Below are 15,344 nucleotides of genomic sequence, written 5' to 3'. Positions count from 1 at the left end.
CCCCTCGTTCGCGAACGCGTCCACGGGGGATGACGTCCCGTACGCGTTGTCGTGCCCAACGCCGACGGTGCAGGAAGGTTACGGCGCGCGTGCATGCCCTGCCGCCGGGGGGGGGCGCCTGCCGCCGCTGTCCGGCGCGCGTCAGGCAGGCAGCAGTGCGAGCGTGGAGACGCATCAGGGCGCACCCGGCTGGTGCTGGTCGGACGGGACGGAGAGATGGTCGTGGCGCGGGCGATCTGGACCAGGGTGATCACGTTCGGGCTTGTCACCGTGCCCGACGTCCTCTACACGGCGACTGAGGATCACTCGGTCCACTTCCACCAGATGCAGCGGGGCACCTCCGGCCGGATCCGCAACCGGCGGGTGAATGAGCGCACCGAGGATGAGGTCGACACCAGTGACATCGTCAAAGGCTTCGAACTGGAGGAGAGCCAGTACGTCGTGGCCGAGTCCGACGAGCTGGACGAGATCGCGCCGGGCCTCTCGCAGACCATCGACATCAGCGACTTCGTCGGCCTGGACGCCATTGAGCCGGTGTACTTCGACCGGACCTACTACATCGCGCCGCGCGGCAAGCGCGGAAGGCGCCACGGAAGAAGGCCGGGGCGGCATCGGCTCGCTCACGCGGCAGCGGCGTTGGAGGCAAGCGCGAGCTGCAGAAGCTGAGCAAGGCGGAGCTGTGCCAGCGGGCTACTGATCAGGGTGTTGCCGGCCGGTCGAAGATGAGCCGTGAGGAGCTCATCGACGCTCTCGCCCGCAGCGGACGACGTCGTAGCAAGAGCACTGCCTGATCAGTGGCCTGGGCGGTGGAGAGGTGACCAGTCCAGGCCGCTGCCACCTGCTGCTCGCTTCCGAGGGTCGGCCGGTGCAGCACGGCTGGTGGGGGAGTGAGGAGGCGGCTCAGGACAAGTTCCGGGGCTGGGTGGGCGGGTACGAACGGGCTGTCTCTCGTCGACGAGGAGAGCGGCGATGTGCTGGCCTCCTGGCCCGACGAGCGGTAATGCGCGAGGGCTATTCGACGGCCTGGTCTTCCTAGGCGTGCCGCACGGCCTTCTTCACGGCCTGGGACGCCTCGCGCCAGCGCCGCCATTGGGCGTCGTAGTCGTCGCCGGCGAGGCCGGCGAGCTTCGCGCGCTCTTCCTCGGCGGATCGTTCCAGTCGGATCGACTCATCGGGGACCTCTGCCACGAACACGGATCCTAAGCGGCGGGTGCACGCCACGGACGATCAGGCTTGCCGTCCGATCGGATGGAGCGCCCGAGCGGCCGGCCCGGTGTATGCACGCAGCTGGCGAGCCGCGTCGTGTTCCACCCGAACCGGGCTACGGGAAGCCTCCGCTTGAGCCGCCTGCGTTGAGCAGCGCGCGCGAGCGGCAAGCGGCAGCAGCATGCGGAGGGAATGTTGTCGGCGGTCACGCATTTCCCCACGACCCGCATGACCAGCGTCATGTAATTCCCCACCCGTGCGGTCACGATTCCCCAGGGGGATGCTGAACGCGTCCGGCACAACCTCGAACGGCTGATCAAATCACCGGCGGCCCCGCCTCGATGCGACGCAGCACCGGAGAGAGGCGGTCCAGGTCGGAGCCGGTCTGGACCTGTCGCTCGTCCCACCAGGTGGCGCCGGCGTCGTGCAGCGGGCCGATCACGTCCCTGGCTTTGGCCGCGTCCGGGGGTGTGGCACCGCCGAGCACGAACTCAAAGGGGCGCTCGGCCTCGGCCGTACGGTGCTTGCGCACATAGCCGACCAGCTCGTGTACATCCGCCACGTCCGGCACATGCCCGTGCCGGGCCGCCTCGAAGAGCGGCACCGCGCCGTCCCACCGCGCTGCCCTCCGCATGGGCGCACGACGCGGCCAGAACCCGCCGATCCACACTGGCGGTCCGGGCCGTTGCACGGTGGCGGGCAGCAGCGCCACGTCCCGGACCTCGTAGTGCTGGCCGTGGTGGTTCACCGGCTCGCCGGACCAGAAGCGCCGCAACAGCTCCACTCCCTCGTCCAGCCGCTCGGCGAGGAGGCGCGGCTCGGCGGTGTCGCCGAAGCTGCGGTACTCGTCCTCGACCGGACCGCCCAGGCCGGCGGCGAAGGTCACCCGGCCGCCGCTGAGGTGGTCCAGGGTGGCCACTTGGCGGGCAAGTTGCTGCGGACGGTAACGGGGGACCGGCGTCAGCAGTGTGCCCAGTCGGATCCGGGAGGTGGCCAGCGCGGCCGCGGTCAGCAGCATCCAGGGATCTCCGAAGGGACGCCCCTGGTGCTGTCGGTGCAGTACGTGGTCCCAGACGAAGAGTCCGTTCCAGCCAGCCTGTTCGGCGGCAGCCGCGACGGTCGCGACGTTACGGGGGTCGGCGAAGTCACCGAAGTTCGGTATGTTGATGGAGAAGCGCATCCCAGCAGAATGTGCAACCGGCCACGAAGCGGCAACCGGATTCGGATACAGGTGGATTCACGGCAGGACGCGGACCACGCATGATCCATCGAGCGGGATCCGGCGGAGGCTACGGCCGCCTGGGGAATTACGTGACCGTCGACAAATGTTCGCCGGGGCCTGTGTCGTTGTCCAGGCCGTGATGGTGAAGGGGGACAGTGTCCCAAAGGCCTCATCTATTGCCTGCGGGGACGATCGTTTGGCTGAAGCCCCGCAGAGTGTTTCGCCGCGTAGGCGACCGCCCTTCACGATCACACTGTTTCGGATCGGCCCGGACAGCGCACGCTGTCCGGGCCAATCCTTGTCTTAAGTCGATGATGCCGAGACCTGCGTCGGGCCGGCAGTGAGTGCAGGCGCTGGTGCCGTCGGCCAGGAGACGGCGGGCTTCCTCCCGCTCGACGGGTCGGCGTCGTTTGCCTGCCATGTAGCAGGTGCCCCGGTGGACCTGCACCGGTGGCCGGCCGACACCGATGCCGAGTTCGACGACCTACTGGGGCGGCTTGGGCTTCGCCCGTCGGCCGTGGTCCTGCTCTGCCTGCCGCTTGGAAGCAGTCCGATCTTGCGGTCGATGCGGCCCAGCCACATCGCGTGCCACACCCGCAAAGTGCGCAGCCGCTTCAGGTCGGACGGCAAGTCGTCGGACATGCTATCGGTCTAGTGGGATGGAGCACCGTAGTTTTGTGAGTGGTCGCGATGGAGGAAGCCCGCAGTTCCCGGCCCGTGGGGAGCAGTACCGGCTGCAGAAGCCGGTCCAGCTGGTCGACCCGGCGCACCCGGCGACGGTCGTTGCCACGTCGGAGTGGTTCCCCGCCAAGCGAAGCGGCCTGTAGACGCCCACCGGGAAGACGCCAGGGCCTTAACTTCCGGGCCGGCCTTGAGCGCCACATTCGAAGCGCCCGCGAGCAGTGTCTGTGCCGGGCCGCTGGTCACGGCCGACCTCGACAAGAAGGCGTACACGGACCTCGCCGCGCTGGTGCGCTCCTGCCCCTACGACGAGGTCTGGCTGGGTACGCAAGTTGCGACGTCGTTTGTCGATGAGAGTGGGAGGCACCCCGACAGCCGTGAAGTCGGTGTTCGTGACGTCGGGAGTCACCCGCCGGCCTTGCCGCAGGGGGCGGCTGGCAGGTGAGGCACCGATGACCAAGGCTGACGGCGGCAATTACTTACGAGGTAATCGCCCTCTTCGCTAGCTCCCGGCTACGTTCTGGTCGTCGCTCCGCCCTGGGACGAACGGAACGAAGGAGCCCGATCGTGTCCGCTTACGGCTTCGCCCATCTCCGCAGTCGCCGTCATCACCGCATTTCCAGGTGTAGTGCGCTACCTTCTCGACCACGTGGACGCTCTGCGCGGGCACGTCGCGGTAGGGGTCGCACGCCGGCCGACGTGAGAGGTTGCCGGGAGAGTGAGACCCAGGGGACATGAGGTTGTTGACGCCAGAGCTGGTCTTCAACTCGTCACAGCGAGTGCTGGAAGATCGCGGTGCTCCTGGACGTTGGCTGCAGGTATGAAGATCAGTGAGGCTTCCCGAGTCAGCGGTGTGAGTGCGCGGTCGTTGCGGCACTACGAGGACGAGGGCTTGATCGTCCCGGGTCGTTTCAGCAATGGTTTCCGTGACTACTGCCAGTCCACGATCGATCGGGTGCTCGTCATCCGTTCGCTGCTGGAGTCCGGGCTGCCGGTGCGGTTGATCAGGGAAGTCCTGCCCAGCCTCGCTGACGGATCCGATTCCGGCACCGGGGTGGTGTGTGCGGAGTTCCTGCACGAGGTGCAGGGCTATCGCGATCGGCTCGCTGCTCGCATTGCCGTTCTCAGCGATCAGCAGGCGGCACTCGACGCCTACCTGAGAGAGGCCCGCCGTACTGATCCCTGACGACCGCTTGACCTTGACACAAGTGTGAGGTTCCTACGGTCGGTTCATGGAGATCAACGAGCAGCAGAACGCCGCCGAGCAGACCGTGCGAGCACTGGTCCAGCACTCGCACCGTGGGCCGAAGGACCTGACTCTCACGACGAATCACCGCCGCCCTGCCCCGGGGCCCGGCGAGTACCTGATCCGCGTCGGTGCGGCCGGGGTCAACTTCGCCGATGTCATGCAGAGCCATGGCACCTACGGAGGAGGTCCGCAGGCACCCTACGTGGCGGGCTTTGAGGCGGCCGGTGAGATCGTGGGGGTCGGCCCGGACGTCGAGAAGCCGCTGCCGCTCGGCACCCATGTCGTCGGAGCCGGACCGGGCGCCTTCGCGCAGTACATGACGATGCCGACCACGGGTGTGCTTCCCGTGCCGTCCGGCTGGAACGATGCCCAGGCTCTCGGTCTGGTGCTGAACTGGGCCACCGCGTTGGCGGCACTGAAGCCGTTGGGCGAGATCAAGACGGGTGAGGTGGTGCTCGTTCACGCCGCGGCCGGCGGCGTCGGGCAGGCTGCCGTTCACCTCGCCCGCCACTACGGTGCGCGGGTGATCGCCACGGCCTCACCGCAGAAGCACGACACCGTCAAAGCCTTCGGCGCCGACGAGGTGCTGGACAGTCGACGTTCCGATCTGGCTGAGGAGATCACCCGCTTGACCGGCGGGGTCGACCTGGTCCTGGAATCGGTGGGCCAGGCCACGTTCGAGACCAGCCTGTCGGTTGCCAAGCCCTTCACCGGACGCATCGTCGTGTTCGGAGCCGCTTCCGGTGACGCCACTTTGACCACGCACGACCTGGTCTTCAACCACCAGGTTCAGATCAAGGGCCTGCACATCGGTGTGCTGGCGGTCGCGGCCCCGTCCCTCTACCAGTCGTTGCTCGCCGAGATCGAGGCTCTCATCGCCCACGGCGTCTACCAGCCCGGCACCCCCCACGTGTATCCCCTGGCCGAAGGACCGGCGGTGCTCCAGCAACTCGAAGCGGGCCAGACCCGGGGCAAGCTGGCCCTCGACCCCTGGCGCTAGGAACGCCCTGTGCTCCACCGCAATGCTCCGCTGTCCCCCGAGGGACGACTTCGGCTCGTGCAGCGTTGCCGGCACCGCCCGATCGCCCACGTGGCAGCCGAGAGGGGGATCTCCCGTGCCTGCGCGTCGAAAGGGGTCAACCGCTACCGTCAGCACGGTGAACTCGGGCTGCTGGACCGTTCCTCCACATCTCGGCGCCAGCCAACGGCGACGAGCTCTGACGTCGTCGCCAGGATTGAGGCACTCCGCCGTGCCGCGAAGTGGTCCGCCTCCCGGACCGCATGTGAGCTCCAGGCCGAAGGGATCTCGCTCAGTCGCCGCACCGTGTCGCGGCATCTGCTCGCCCTCGGCCTGAACCGGCGCCAGCTCATCGATCCCAGCGGCGACCTCAACCGGGAAGCACGCAAGATTAGCGCTCGCCGTCCGGGACATATGATCCACATCAAGGTGAAGAAGGCCGGCCGGATCCCGGACGGTGGTGGCTGCGAGTCCATGGATGGGGAAGCCACCAGGACAAGGCCGTCGAACGACGCAAGAACAAGGGCGCACGCGGCGCCTACATCTACCTGCAATTCCGCCGTCGACGGCTTCAGCCGACTTGCCTACACCGAAGCGTTACCCGACGAGAAGGCCGTCACCGCCATCGCGTTCCTGCACCGAGCCAGGGCCTGGTTCGCAGCCCACGGCATCGCCCCCATCGAACGCATCGTCACCTACAACGGCGCCTGCTACCGCGCCGGCACATTCGCCCGGGCCGTGCTCGGGGCGCGGCACCAGCGCATCACGCCGTACACCCCTCGCGGCAACGGCAAGGTGGAGCGCTATAACCGAATCATCGCCGAAGAGTTCCTCTACGCCCGCCGTTGGGCTTCGGAGGATCAACGCCGAGACGCCCATCCACTACGACTACCACCGACCCCACGGTGCAACTGGAGGCCAACCGCCAGCCCAGCGACTACGTGCAGGCATGACCAACGTCCTGGCCTCATGCGGTTAGCAGTGAGCCCTGCTGGAACTCCGGATTCCATGTTGCGTCAGAGTGGTCCGATCGGTTGATCTTCAGTAACCGTGTGGCTCGCCGGGACGGACCGTTGGACTGAGGTCCGGTGCACGGAGCCGGATAGCCTGCCCCGCTTCCCCGGGGGCGTCGCCGAGCTCCAGCAGTCTGCTCGTGCCCGGCGACGCCCGACGTTTGCGGTGGTCAGGCCGTGTTGGAGCGGGTCGAGGTGATGACGACGGATGTGTAGGGCATGGTGGCGTGGCCGCCGAGCTTGTCGATCGCGGTCCCGGCGCTGTCCAGGACCTCCGCCAGTTTGTCTGCGGGGAGTTGGGTGAGGCCGCCGAAGGTGGGGAGTTGGTCGAGCCACTCCTCTCGGGAGTAGGTGCGCTCCCACGTGTAGCGCCACTGTTCCGGCTCGCTGAAGCTGCCGGTCTGGCGGATCCCGTCGGCGATTTTCGCGAACAGTGGCTGGTAGGCGTCCATGGCCGATCTTCTCAGCAGGCCGGGGTTGAACGGGGAATCGGGGGCGACCCGTTGCAGTGCTTCGGCGAGGGCGTCGATCACCTCGGCCGGGAACTGGGGGACGTGGTGGAAGGGAGCGAGTCGGCCGCCGGGCCGCAGCACCTGGGCCACCTTGGCCGCGCCGAGGACGGGGTCCACCCAGTGCCAGGCGGTGCCGGCGATGACCGCGTCGAACTGCCTCCCGGCCGGCTGCCAGTCCTCGAACCTGGCGACCTCGACCTCGACACCGCTGCGTCGCGCAAAGGCAGCCATCCGCTCGTCGGGCTCGATTCCGAGCACCGTGCAGCCTGCCGCCTGGAATTGCCGGGCCTCGATGCCGGTCCCGGCTCCGACGTCGAGTACGTGCCAACCGGGGCTTGCCGCGACGATCCTGTCCACCAGGGCCTGGGGATAAGGCGGTCGGGCACGGTCGTAGCGTTCGGCGTCCACGCCGAACGACTCGGCCGTCTGCCGGTGGCGGTGGGGTTCGGGTCCGGACTTGTCCGGCTGTCCCTGCGATAAAGTGGGCATGCGCCCACACTAATGGGCGGTTGCCCACTTGTTAAGGCGGGGCGGCGCGGAAAGGGAGACAATGCCGTCAGGGGTGCACATCCATAACGTGCGCGGTCAGTTGTTCGAAGCCGCCGAGCGCGTCCTGTTCCGGGACGGGCCCGACGCGTTGACCAGCCGAGCGGTCACGGAGGAGGCGAACTGTGCCAAGGGTGTGCTGCACCGGCACTTCACCGACTTCGACGCTTTCCTGGCGGAACTGGTCCTCGACCGCGTCCGCGGCATCGAGGACCAATCCACGACTCTGCGTGCCGCCGCCGGCACCGGGAGCGTGGCGGACAACCTCGCCGACGCCCTGCAGGATCTGTTCGGGCCCGTCACGGTGGCAATCGTCGCGCTCATCACCTTCCGCGACGGCCTCCGCGCCCGGCTGCGTGAGGCCGGTCTGACCGGCATCCCACTGGCCATGCAAGGCACCGCCATGATCGCCGCATACCTCACCGCCGAGCGGGAGTTGGGGCGCCTGGCCGGTGACGCCGACATCGACATACTCGCCCCCACCCTCGTCGGGGCCGGGCACCTGCTGTTCGCCGACCGGACTAGCGCCCCACCGCAGACCGCCGCCGTCCGCAAGATGGTGACCACCGTCATCGCCGGCGCCTTGCGACCACCCCAGTCGTAGGTCGGCGCACCAGTCAGGTGACGGAGGATTGCACTGCGTCCAAGAGAGAAGCCCCGGGACTGCACCGACCGCAGGTGCTGCCAACGCGACCCGGATGGTTGCTAGGCCGTGTCTCTCACCTTCGTAGCCGGGCGATTACCGCAGCCAGCCAGCACGGCTGCAGAGCGATAGACGATCGCGAGTTTGTCGTAGCGGGTGGCCAGGCCCCGCCACTGCTTGAGCAGGCTGAAAGATCGTTCCACGACGTTCCTGCGCTTGTAGGGCTGAGTGTCCAGAGCGCGGGGTCGTCCGCCGCTGCTCCCCTTTTTCCTTCGGTTGGCCTGCTGATCGGCGCGCTCGGGAATCACAGTGCGGATGCCACGGGCCGCGAGTTCTGCGCGGATCTGCTGGGAGGAGTCCGCCTTATCTGCGAGCCGAGCGTCCGGTGCGGTGCGCGGCCTGCCACGGCCGAGTCGCGGGACCCGGATGTCGCCCAGCAAGAGGGAGAGGACCTGCGCGTCGTGGACCTGACCCGGAGTGATTACGACGGCCAGCGGGCGGCCATCGCCGTCTACGGCGTGATGGATCTTGGTTGTCAGGCCCCCGCGGGATCGACCTATCGCGTGGCCGGCTGGCTCACCCCCGGTTGCAGGAGCTTCGCTCTTGCTGCGGCAGGTGGCAGCGCCAGTGTCCTTCTCCGGACGGGTCGTGTTCGTGGCGTGCTGCTGGGCCCGGTTGATTGTCGAGTCGACCGAGACCGCCCGGTCGATTCCGTCGATCGAGTCCGCCTGGGCGGTGAACTGCGCCAGAACCGTGTCCCAGGTGCCGTCAGCCGCCCATCTGCGATGGCGCTTCCATACAGTCTGCCAGGGACCGAACTCTTGGCGGGGCAGATCTCGCCAGGGAATTCCGGTTCGGTACCGGTAGATGATCCCTTCGGTGATGCGACGGTGGTCGGCGAACGGACGCCCTGTCTTCCCGGCGTTGCGGGGAAGGCAGGGCGCCAGGCGTGCCCACTGCTCGTCGGCCAGCAGGCGCATGCGCCTGCTCGTGCTCACCGAGGCTGGTAGGCGGTGGCCAGCACGGAGACGGTGACCCGATCGGGCAGGAAGCCGTCATCGGTCAGGTCTGCACGGCTCACATGGCGTGCGCTCGGCGTCATCGCTACCAGATCCAGGGCATCCATCCTGGTCAAGGTCGCGGGGTAATCCACCTGTTCGGTGACGGCGGCCTCGAAGAAGGGGTCCAGCGCCCGGTGCAGGCGCTGTTCCTTGGCCGGGTCGATCGTGACCATCGCAGGCACCTGGCCGCGCAGCTCGGCCAGGTGCCGCCTGGTGGGACGGACCACGATCAGCCGGCCGGTCGGGCGCAGCACGCGGTGGAACTCGGCCGGGTTGCGCGGGGCGAACACGTCCAGCACGACATCGGCCACCCCGTCGGCCAGCGGGAGAGGACGGAAGACGTCCCAGGCCACCGCTGCGGCTCGGTCGTGGGCTCGGGCTGCCGAGCGCAGCGCGCGCACCGATGTGTCCAGGCCCAGGCCGCGGGCGCCGGGCAGCTGGTCGAGTACGCCGGCCAGGTAGTAGCCCGTGCCGCACCCCACATCCACAACCGTGGCCTGTCCAGACACGGCGCTAGCCGCCAGGCGGGCCCCCATTTTACGGATGGGTGCGTAGGCGCCGGTGGACAGGAATCGGTCCCGGGCCTGGACCATGGCTGCGTCGTCGCCGCTGGTGGCGCGGGCGCCCGTCAGCAGGCCGGCGTAGCCGTGGCGGGCGATGTCGAAGGTGTGGCCCACCGGACAGCGCAGTGCACCGCGGTCGGGCTGCAGGGGGCGCGTGCGGCACGTCGGGCAGCACAGCAGGTCCAGGGACAGTTCGAGGGCAGGCGGAAGCGACACAGGCACGAGGCACTCCTGGCAAAGATGAAGGAAAGGGACCGTGCCTGCACGCGCGCTCGGACCGTCACTGCCTCAGAAAGGAACGGGCAGCGTCGGGAACGTGATTCACGTGGCAGGCACACCAAGGAGGGCGACGCCGTCCGGCATCGCCCTCAGCGCCGTCCGATCACAGGAAGCAGCAGTGCGGGGTGCTCATGAATGCCACGTCATCAGTCTACGACTATCGTCGAAGCCCCTCATTCTCTTACGGGAGTTGGGAGACACGACCTAGTACTGCAACGGTGCTTGTCGTGGCTGTTGGCCAGGTCGGTCGTTGGGGGGGTTGTGGGTGGGGACCTTGCTGATGTCAGGCTGCGGGCGCGTGAACTGGACACTGTGTATGAGCGGTTCGTGCACCGTTGCCGCAGGAACGGCCCTGCCCGGCAGAAATGGAAGCGCCGTTCCTGCGGCAACGGGGCTCACGGCCTGCGGATCTACGACTGGGCCCGCGTCGAGGTGCGGCCCTGGCACCGGCCCGACCGCCGCCACTGGGTCATCGCCCGCCGCAGCGTCGCCCGCCCGCAAGAGGTCTCCTACTACATCGCCTACTGCCCCGTCGAGACCACGCTGGATGACCTGACCCTCATCGCGGGCAGCCGATGGGCCATCGAAGAATGCTTCCAGAGCGCGAAGCAGGAATGCGGCCTGGACGACTACCAGGTTCGCCGCTACCCCGGCTGGCACCGCCACATGACCCTCGCCATGGCCGCCCACGCCTGCCTGACCGTCCTGCGAGCCCGCGCGTTGGATGCCGGGAAAGCAGAAACGGATCCTCCCCGCTGATCCACCTCAGCCTCGCCGAGATCAGACGCCTGATCACTCGCCTCACCAACCGCCGGCCAGCACCCCTAGAGCACATCCTGCACTGGTCCACCTGGCGCCGGCGGCGACAGCACCAAGCCCGCACCAGTCACTACAAACGGCGCGGACACAACCCCTGAGCTGGCCATCAGTCACCGCAAGCACCGTTGCAGTACTAGTGCCGCATCAGGCAACGTTCGCCCGCTCCTCGTCCTGTGATGCCGGGGTGGCTGCAGTCAGTCGGTTGGTGATCTCTTCGGCGGTCAGCACGAGTGCGAAGCCCTTGCGCAGGACGGCGAGCTCGGGTTCGTGCCGGGACTCGTCGTCGGTGGCCGTGACGTCGGATCCGAAGACGACCTTGTAGCCGCGTTCGTATGCCTGCCGGGCCGTGGTGCCACAGCAGTAGTTGGTGAGCGTTCCTGTGACGATGACCGTGTCGCGGCCGAGGTTGCGCAGCATTGTGTCGAGCGGGGTGTCGTAGAACGCCCCGTAGGAGGGCTTGCGGATCACGGCCTCGTCGGGGCGGCGGCCCATCGGGGCCCACACCTCGGCAGGGCCTGGTCGGCGCCACTCGGTGTCGGCGTGCGGGAGGAACTGCAGGGCGTGCGGTCGGTCCGGACCGAGATGGGTGTCGTCGAAGATGGTCCAGATCACCGGGACCGAGGCGCCCCGGCAGTCTTCGACCAGTTGCTGCAGCCGTGGCGCCATCCGGGTGGCCGCGGGCACCCAGTAGGGACTCCAGCCGGGCCGGAGGAACTCGTCCTGCATGTCGATGACCAGCAGGGCTGTCCGTTCGGGCCGCGCGTCGAACGATGCCCGGCCACGCTCGTAGGCGTCACGCGCTCGCGTGGTCACCCATTCTTCGGTGTGGCCGACGCTGATGCCGAGGGCCGTATCGATTGGTCGATGGTGAGCGTGGACTCCACGTCCTGCCGGAGGCATCAGCATGCGGCGGGAGCGCGCAGGAGACCTCCGAGGGTGTCGGGAAAAGAAGCACGCCCCGGCACCACCGCCCAGACGAGGGACTCGGACGCTCCCGGGGCGGTCTGACCTACAAGATCCACCTGGCGGTGAAGGTGGACGCCGCCCGCTGGCGCTGCTGATCACGCCGGGCCAGTGGGGCGACGCTCCGCAGCTCATCCCGGTCATGAAACGCATCCGTGTCCACAGTCCGGGTGGCGGGCATCCGCGCACCCGGCCCGACCACTTGGGCGGCGATAAGGCGTATTCCTCCCGGCGCAATCGCCCTACCTGCGACGTCGCCAGATCAAGCACACCATTCCCGAGCCCCGAGATCAGCGCGCCCACCGCAAAAGACGCGGCAGCAGGGGCGGACGGCCGGCCGGCTTCGACAGGACGATCTACAAGCGCAGGAACGAAGTGGAGCGGACGATCAACGCGTTGAAGAACTTCCGGGCCGTGGCCACACGCTTCGACAAACGCGCCTACGCCTTCCACGGGACCGTCACCCTCGCCTCGATCCAGCTCTGGCTCCGCCCATGATCAGCCAGACAGGTTTTAGGCCTGCCCGGCGAGGGGATGCCTTCACGTCTCGGCGCGGCGGAACCTACGGTTTGTGGGTCACCCAGAGCAGTTCCGCCGGCCAGCGGTGTGCCCAGTCGGGTGGGTCGGTTTCGTTGTAGCCGTTGGGTCTTCCAAGTTCGGGCCGCGGCTCGATGAGGTCGTCGATGATGAGACCCGCGCCGCGCAGGACCTTGACCCAGTCGCCGTAGGTGAGCTGATAGCTGGTCGCCCCTTCGTCTTCGGCGATGGTGTTCAGCCCGAAGTAGTCCTTCTGCAGCGTCGTGGTCACGCGGCTGGCGGCTTCGTCGTAGCAAGCTTCGAACCATGGGCTGGCGACGTTGAACACCAGGCGCCCGCCTCGGCACAAGACGCGTGCGGCCTGCGAGACGGCCAGGTGCGGGGGCGCCCAGCTGAGCCCACCGAAGTCGCAGAACACCAGGTCGAAGCTGTCGGCGGCGAAGGGAAGTTGTTCGGCGGCGCCTTGCACTAGCGGGTAGCGGGCCGCTCCCATCGCGCGGGCCGCTGCGGCGAGTTGGGCTTCGGACAGGTCGAGCCCGACCACGGTGGCGCCCTCGGCGGCGAGCGCCCTGGACCACTGACCGGCGCCGCAGCCGAGTTCGAGGATGCGCTTGCCAGTGACGTCGCCCAGGGCGTGCAGGTGCGCGTCGGGGATGGAGTACATGCCCCACAGCCGGGGTGCGGCGCCAATTTGCGGGTCGTGCTCGTGCTGGTAGGCGCTGCTGATCTGGTTCCAGAGCCGCCGGTTGGCGGGGATGCTGCCCACCTGCCGACTCCAGCACTGCCTGCCGGGGGTGGTCAACACCATTAGGGCACTGGCCAGCCCTCGCCTCGGTCCGGCCCTGGCTCGGCCCGTGATCCGCCGGACGAGCCCTACTCGGTTTTCCACCGGGTGATGAGGTGCTCCTTCCAGCCCTTGGGCGGAGGCCAGGGGACGCCCCAGCCGGCGAGCTGCTCCCGGGTCCAGCCGCCGGCGGGAGTGCGGGCAAGTTCGATCTCCTCCGGGGAAGGGGCGATGCGGCGACGTCTTCAACGATCCTCTATGGGAACCGCACGGGAATCCCCTGGAAACACCTCCCGCACGACTTCCCGAACCATGGCGCCGTCTATGGGAGAAGTACCCGACCATCTCAAAGAGTTGGGTCGACACCGGCTTCAAGAACGCCGTCGTCGAGCACGGTGCCCGCCTCGGAATCGATGTCGAAGTCGTCAACAGAAACCCGGACACCCGTGGGTTTCACGTCGTAAGAAGGCGCTGGGTGGTCGAGCGGAGTATCGGCTGGATCATGATGCACCGCCGTCTGGCCCGCGACCACGAGACCCTCACCGCCAGCTCCGAAGCCGTGATCCACATCGCTTCGATCGACAACCTCACCAGGCGCATAACGGACGAGACCACCCCCACCTGGCGAGGAACTTATTAGGCATCAAGAGCAATCTGCCTACTTCAAACGCCCTCTCAACACCCTGTCCGGCCGCAGCCCGCTCACTGGCAAGCAGGTCCAGCAGGCCCGCAACGAGATCCACCTCGCGACCCCGTTCCTCGATCATCTCGCTGAACGTGGATGGTCTCTTGCCGACTGCACACAGGCCGATGTCGATGCTTGGTACGCCGGCGGCTACACCGCCCGGCGCCTCACCACGCCTTCCTGCGGTGGGCGATGCGGTCCAAACACATGACGAAGGCCGCCGTCCCGCACCGCTCCACAAGCAATCCCGCCCCGCTCGCCCAGCACCAGCGGCTCGCGCTGCTGCGACAATTCGTCAACGACGACGACGTGCCGCTCCAGGACCGCGTTGCCGCCCTGCTCGTCCTTCTTTATGCACAGCCGCTCACTCGGGTTGCCCGGCTCGGCACCGACGACGTCCTGCACGAGGCCGGCGAGGTCCTGGTCCGGCTCGGCGACCCGCCGTCGCCTGTTCCGGCCCCCTTCGCCGGGATGCTGCTGGCCTACCTGGGGCAGCGGCCGAACACCATGACTGCGACCAATCCGGACACCCGATGGCCTTTCCCCGTCCGCCGGGCGGGACAGCCGATGACCCCGGAAACTCTGGAACTCCGCTCCGTCACCTGGCCTTCCCGACCCAGAGAGGACGCACCGCGGCGATCCGCCACCTCGTCCTCCAGGCCCCTGCTCCGGTGGTCGCCCGAATGCTCGGCTACCACGACGACACCACCGCCCAACTCGCCGCCGAGGCTGGAGGAACCTGGCTCACTACTCCCCTGGTGACCACTCACGGTCACCATGCGCACTCAGCAGCTGAGGAATACGCGACTCCCGATTACGTGAGGTCGCCAGTTTACCCCGATGGCGTACGCCCCAAGTCTGCTTCGTGCGCCCCTCCGTCGTATGTGTGCCCCGGAGGGGACGGTGGGGATTCGCTATGTATGCGGACGAGTTCCGCCCCTCCTGTGAGGAGACCTGAAGGGGCCAGGGGGCAAGTTTCGCTTGGTGTGGAGGTGTCTTCTCACCGTCCCGCCCTGCTTGGACAGGGCAGGCGTTCCGTGACAAGTGACGACAGGCAAAGGGGCATCACATATGCCGACTCACATCCTCGCCGGCTTGGGAACTGCTAGCTCCAGCTACAGTCCGCCCATCACCCAGAGCGCGCAGACGGTCACTGTGCACAGCGATACGACATTTGTGCCGCCTGTGCCCTGTGCCGATGCCCCTACTAGGCTACTGGTGTCCTCCCAGGTCGACGGCACCTTTGTGACTCAGTGCCAGGGCGCCGTCACCGATGCGAACCACCATGGCACGCTCAAGTGGTCGGACGGCACCACCAGCGCGTTCAACGTGAACACGTTCACTGCCGAACGCGTGGAAGGCCACATTGTCGGACATGCCGAGGGCACCATCATCAATGGGCACTACGCGGGTGCCGCCATCAATATTCTGCCTGTCCGGCTGGCAAACCAGACCTCAGCCTGCCTGACCGGTAGCAGTGTTTCTGGCGGCACTGGTTCAGAAGTGGTCGTCGTGACAGCGCCCTGAGTCGTCTGGGTCAACCGGTCGGTAACAGGGGCGCCG

15 protein-coding genes and 4 pseudogenes are annotated in these 15,344 nt (G+C 67.7%); 10 read left to right on the top strand and 9 right to left on the bottom strand.

The genetic code is table 11. The annotated features are described in order from the left end of the window. Positions 1-222: 222 nt before the first annotated feature. Complete coding sequence (locus ABT171_RS38855) at positions 223-666, top strand: Ku protein (RefSeq protein ID WP_351251267.1); 444 nt, start codon at positions 223-225, stop codon at positions 664-666. Positions 667-1,032: 366 nt separating this feature from the next. Here the strand turns inward: ABT171_RS38855 and ABT171_RS38850 are convergent, their stop codons facing one another. The 3 genes from ABT171_RS38850 to ABT171_RS38840 form a co-directional block, all read right to left on the bottom strand. Next, the gene (locus ABT171_RS38850) at positions 1,033-1,188 is read right to left on the bottom strand and encodes a hypothetical protein (protein WP_351251265.1); all 156 of its coding nucleotides are present in this window, start codon (positions 1,186-1,188) and stop codon (positions 1,033-1,035) included. A gap of 334 nt (positions 1,189-1,522) precedes the next feature. Then, on the bottom strand, positions 1,523-2,386 hold the full coding sequence (locus ABT171_RS38845; protein WP_351251263.1) for an LLM class flavin-dependent oxidoreductase: 864 nt from the start codon (positions 2,384-2,386) through the stop codon (positions 1,523-1,525). A 211-nt stretch (positions 2,387-2,597) separates the two neighbouring features. Further along, the gene (locus tag ABT171_RS38840) at positions 2,598-2,876 is read right to left on the bottom strand and encodes a DUF6233 domain-containing protein (protein WP_351251262.1); all 279 of its coding nucleotides are present in this window, start codon (positions 2,874-2,876) and stop codon (positions 2,598-2,600) included. Between the two features lie 229 nt (positions 2,877-3,105). Between ABT171_RS38840 and ABT171_RS38835 the strand changes: the two genes are divergently transcribed. The 4 genes and pseudogenes from ABT171_RS38835 (at position 3,106) to ABT171_RS38820 (ending at position 6,355) form a co-directional block, all read left to right on the top strand. Beyond that, on the top strand, positions 3,106-3,255 hold the full coding sequence (locus tag ABT171_RS38835) for a hypothetical protein (RefSeq protein WP_351251260.1): 150 nt from the start codon (positions 3,106-3,108) through the stop codon (positions 3,253-3,255). 674 nt (positions 3,256-3,929) lie between these two features. Beyond that, positions 3,930-4,295: a MerR family transcriptional regulator gene (locus ABT171_RS38830; RefSeq protein WP_351251258.1), complete on the top strand. Its 366-nt coding sequence runs from the start codon at positions 3,930-3,932 to the stop codon at positions 4,293-4,295. 46 nt (positions 4,296-4,341) lie between these two features. Then, complete coding sequence (locus tag ABT171_RS38825) at positions 4,342-5,358, top strand: NADPH:quinone oxidoreductase family protein (protein ID WP_351251256.1); 1,017 nt, start codon at positions 4,342-4,344, stop codon at positions 5,356-5,358. 9 nt (positions 5,359-5,367) lie between these two features. Next, positions 5,368-6,355: pseudogene (locus tag ABT171_RS38820) on the top strand (IS481 family transposase). Between the two features lie 204 nt (positions 6,356-6,559). Here the strand turns inward: ABT171_RS38820 and ABT171_RS38815 are convergent. Next, positions 6,560-7,390 (bottom strand): class I SAM-dependent methyltransferase, encoded by an 831-nt coding sequence (locus ABT171_RS38815; protein WP_351251254.1) that lies wholly within the window; start codon positions 7,388-7,390, stop codon positions 6,560-6,562. Positions 7,391-7,463: 73 nt separating this feature from the next. Here ABT171_RS38815 and ABT171_RS38810 point away from each other — a divergent pair, with 73 nt between their 5' ends. Further along, positions 7,464-8,051: a TetR/AcrR family transcriptional regulator gene (locus ABT171_RS38810; protein WP_351251252.1), complete on the top strand. Its 588-nt coding sequence runs from the start codon at positions 7,464-7,466 to the stop codon at positions 8,049-8,051. Positions 8,052-8,152: 101 nt separating this feature from the next. On the opposite strand, the gene ABT171_RS38805 is transcribed toward ABT171_RS38810, so the two are convergent. Then, positions 8,153-9,070 carry an IS5 family transposase gene (locus tag ABT171_RS38805; RefSeq protein WP_503078600.1) on the bottom strand — a complete coding sequence of 306 codons (918 nt, stop codon included), beginning with the start codon at positions 9,068-9,070 and terminating at the stop codon, positions 8,153-8,155. A 14-nt stretch (positions 9,071-9,084) separates the two neighbouring features. After that, a complete protein-coding gene (locus ABT171_RS38800; protein ID WP_351251248.1) occupies positions 9,085-9,936 on the bottom strand; it encodes a methyltransferase domain-containing protein in 852 nt (283 codons plus the stop codon). Positions 9,937-10,341: 405 nt separating this feature from the next. Between ABT171_RS38800 and ABT171_RS38795 the strand changes: the two are divergent. Next, positions 10,342-10,752: pseudogene (locus ABT171_RS38795) on the top strand (IS701 family transposase); the annotation flags it as partial. 204 nt (positions 10,753-10,956) lie between these two features. Here the strand turns inward: ABT171_RS38795 and ABT171_RS38790 are convergent. Next, entirely contained in the window at positions 10,957-11,625 is a 669-nt protein-coding gene (locus ABT171_RS38790) for a cysteine hydrolase family protein (protein WP_351251246.1), read from the bottom strand. Positions 11,626-11,640: 15 nt separating this feature from the next. Here ABT171_RS38790 and ABT171_RS38785 point away from each other — a divergent pair. Then, positions 11,641-12,273 (top strand): annotated as a pseudogene (locus tag ABT171_RS38785) (IS5 family transposase); the annotation flags it as partial. Positions 12,274-12,337: 64 nt separating this feature from the next. Here ABT171_RS38785 and ABT171_RS38780 read toward each other — a convergent pair. Continuing rightward, positions 12,338-13,078: a class I SAM-dependent methyltransferase gene (locus ABT171_RS38780; protein ID WP_351251244.1), complete on the bottom strand. Its 741-nt coding sequence runs from the start codon at positions 13,076-13,078 to the stop codon at positions 12,338-12,340. A gap of 352 nt (positions 13,079-13,430) precedes the next feature. Here ABT171_RS38780 and ABT171_RS38775 point away from each other — a divergent pair. Beyond that, positions 13,431-13,736, top strand: a pseudogene (locus tag ABT171_RS38775) (transposase); the annotation flags it as partial. Positions 13,737-13,931: 195 nt separating this feature from the next. Here ABT171_RS38775 and ABT171_RS38770 read toward each other — a convergent pair. Then, positions 13,932-14,186, bottom strand: a complete 255-nt coding sequence (locus ABT171_RS38770; RefSeq protein ID WP_351251243.1) for a hypothetical protein — start codon at positions 14,184-14,186, stop codon at positions 13,932-13,934. Positions 14,187-14,999: 813 nt separating this feature from the next. On the opposite strand from ABT171_RS38770, the gene ABT171_RS38765 reads away from it, so the two are divergent. After that, positions 15,000-15,308: a hypothetical protein gene (locus ABT171_RS38765; protein ID WP_351251241.1), complete on the top strand. Its 309-nt coding sequence runs from the start codon at positions 15,000-15,002 to the stop codon at positions 15,306-15,308. Positions 15,309-15,344 lie beyond the last annotated feature (36 nt).

This window comes from Streptomyces sp. NPDC001851 (assembly GCF_040297165.1).
GTDB lineage: Bacteria > Actinomycetota > Actinomycetes > Streptomycetales > Streptomycetaceae > Streptomyces.
The sequence above is the reverse complement of the archived record's forward strand: the minus strand, read 5'-3'. Positions and strand labels throughout refer to the sequence as shown.

Excerpts from the sequence above, each read along its gene's own strand:
- ABT171_RS38845 (WP_351251263.1), bottom strand. The coding sequence starts at position 2,386 with ATGCGCTTCTCCATCAACATACCGAACTTCGGTGACTTCGCCGACCCC.
- ABT171_RS38830 (WP_351251258.1), top strand. The coding sequence starts at position 3,930 with ATGAAGATCAGTGAGGCTTCCCGAGTCAGCGGTGTGAGTGCGCGGTCG.
- ABT171_RS38825 (WP_351251256.1), top strand. The coding sequence starts at position 4,342 with ATGGAGATCAACGAGCAGCAGAACGCCGCCGAGCAGACCGTGCGAGCA.
- ABT171_RS38815 (WP_351251254.1), bottom strand. The coding sequence starts at position 7,390 with ATGCCCACTTTATCGCAGGGACAGCCGGACAAGTCCGGACCCGAACCC.
- ABT171_RS38805 (WP_503078600.1), bottom strand. The coding sequence starts at position 9,070 with ATGCGCCTGCTGGCCGACGAGCAGTGGGCACGCCTGGCGCCCTGCCTT.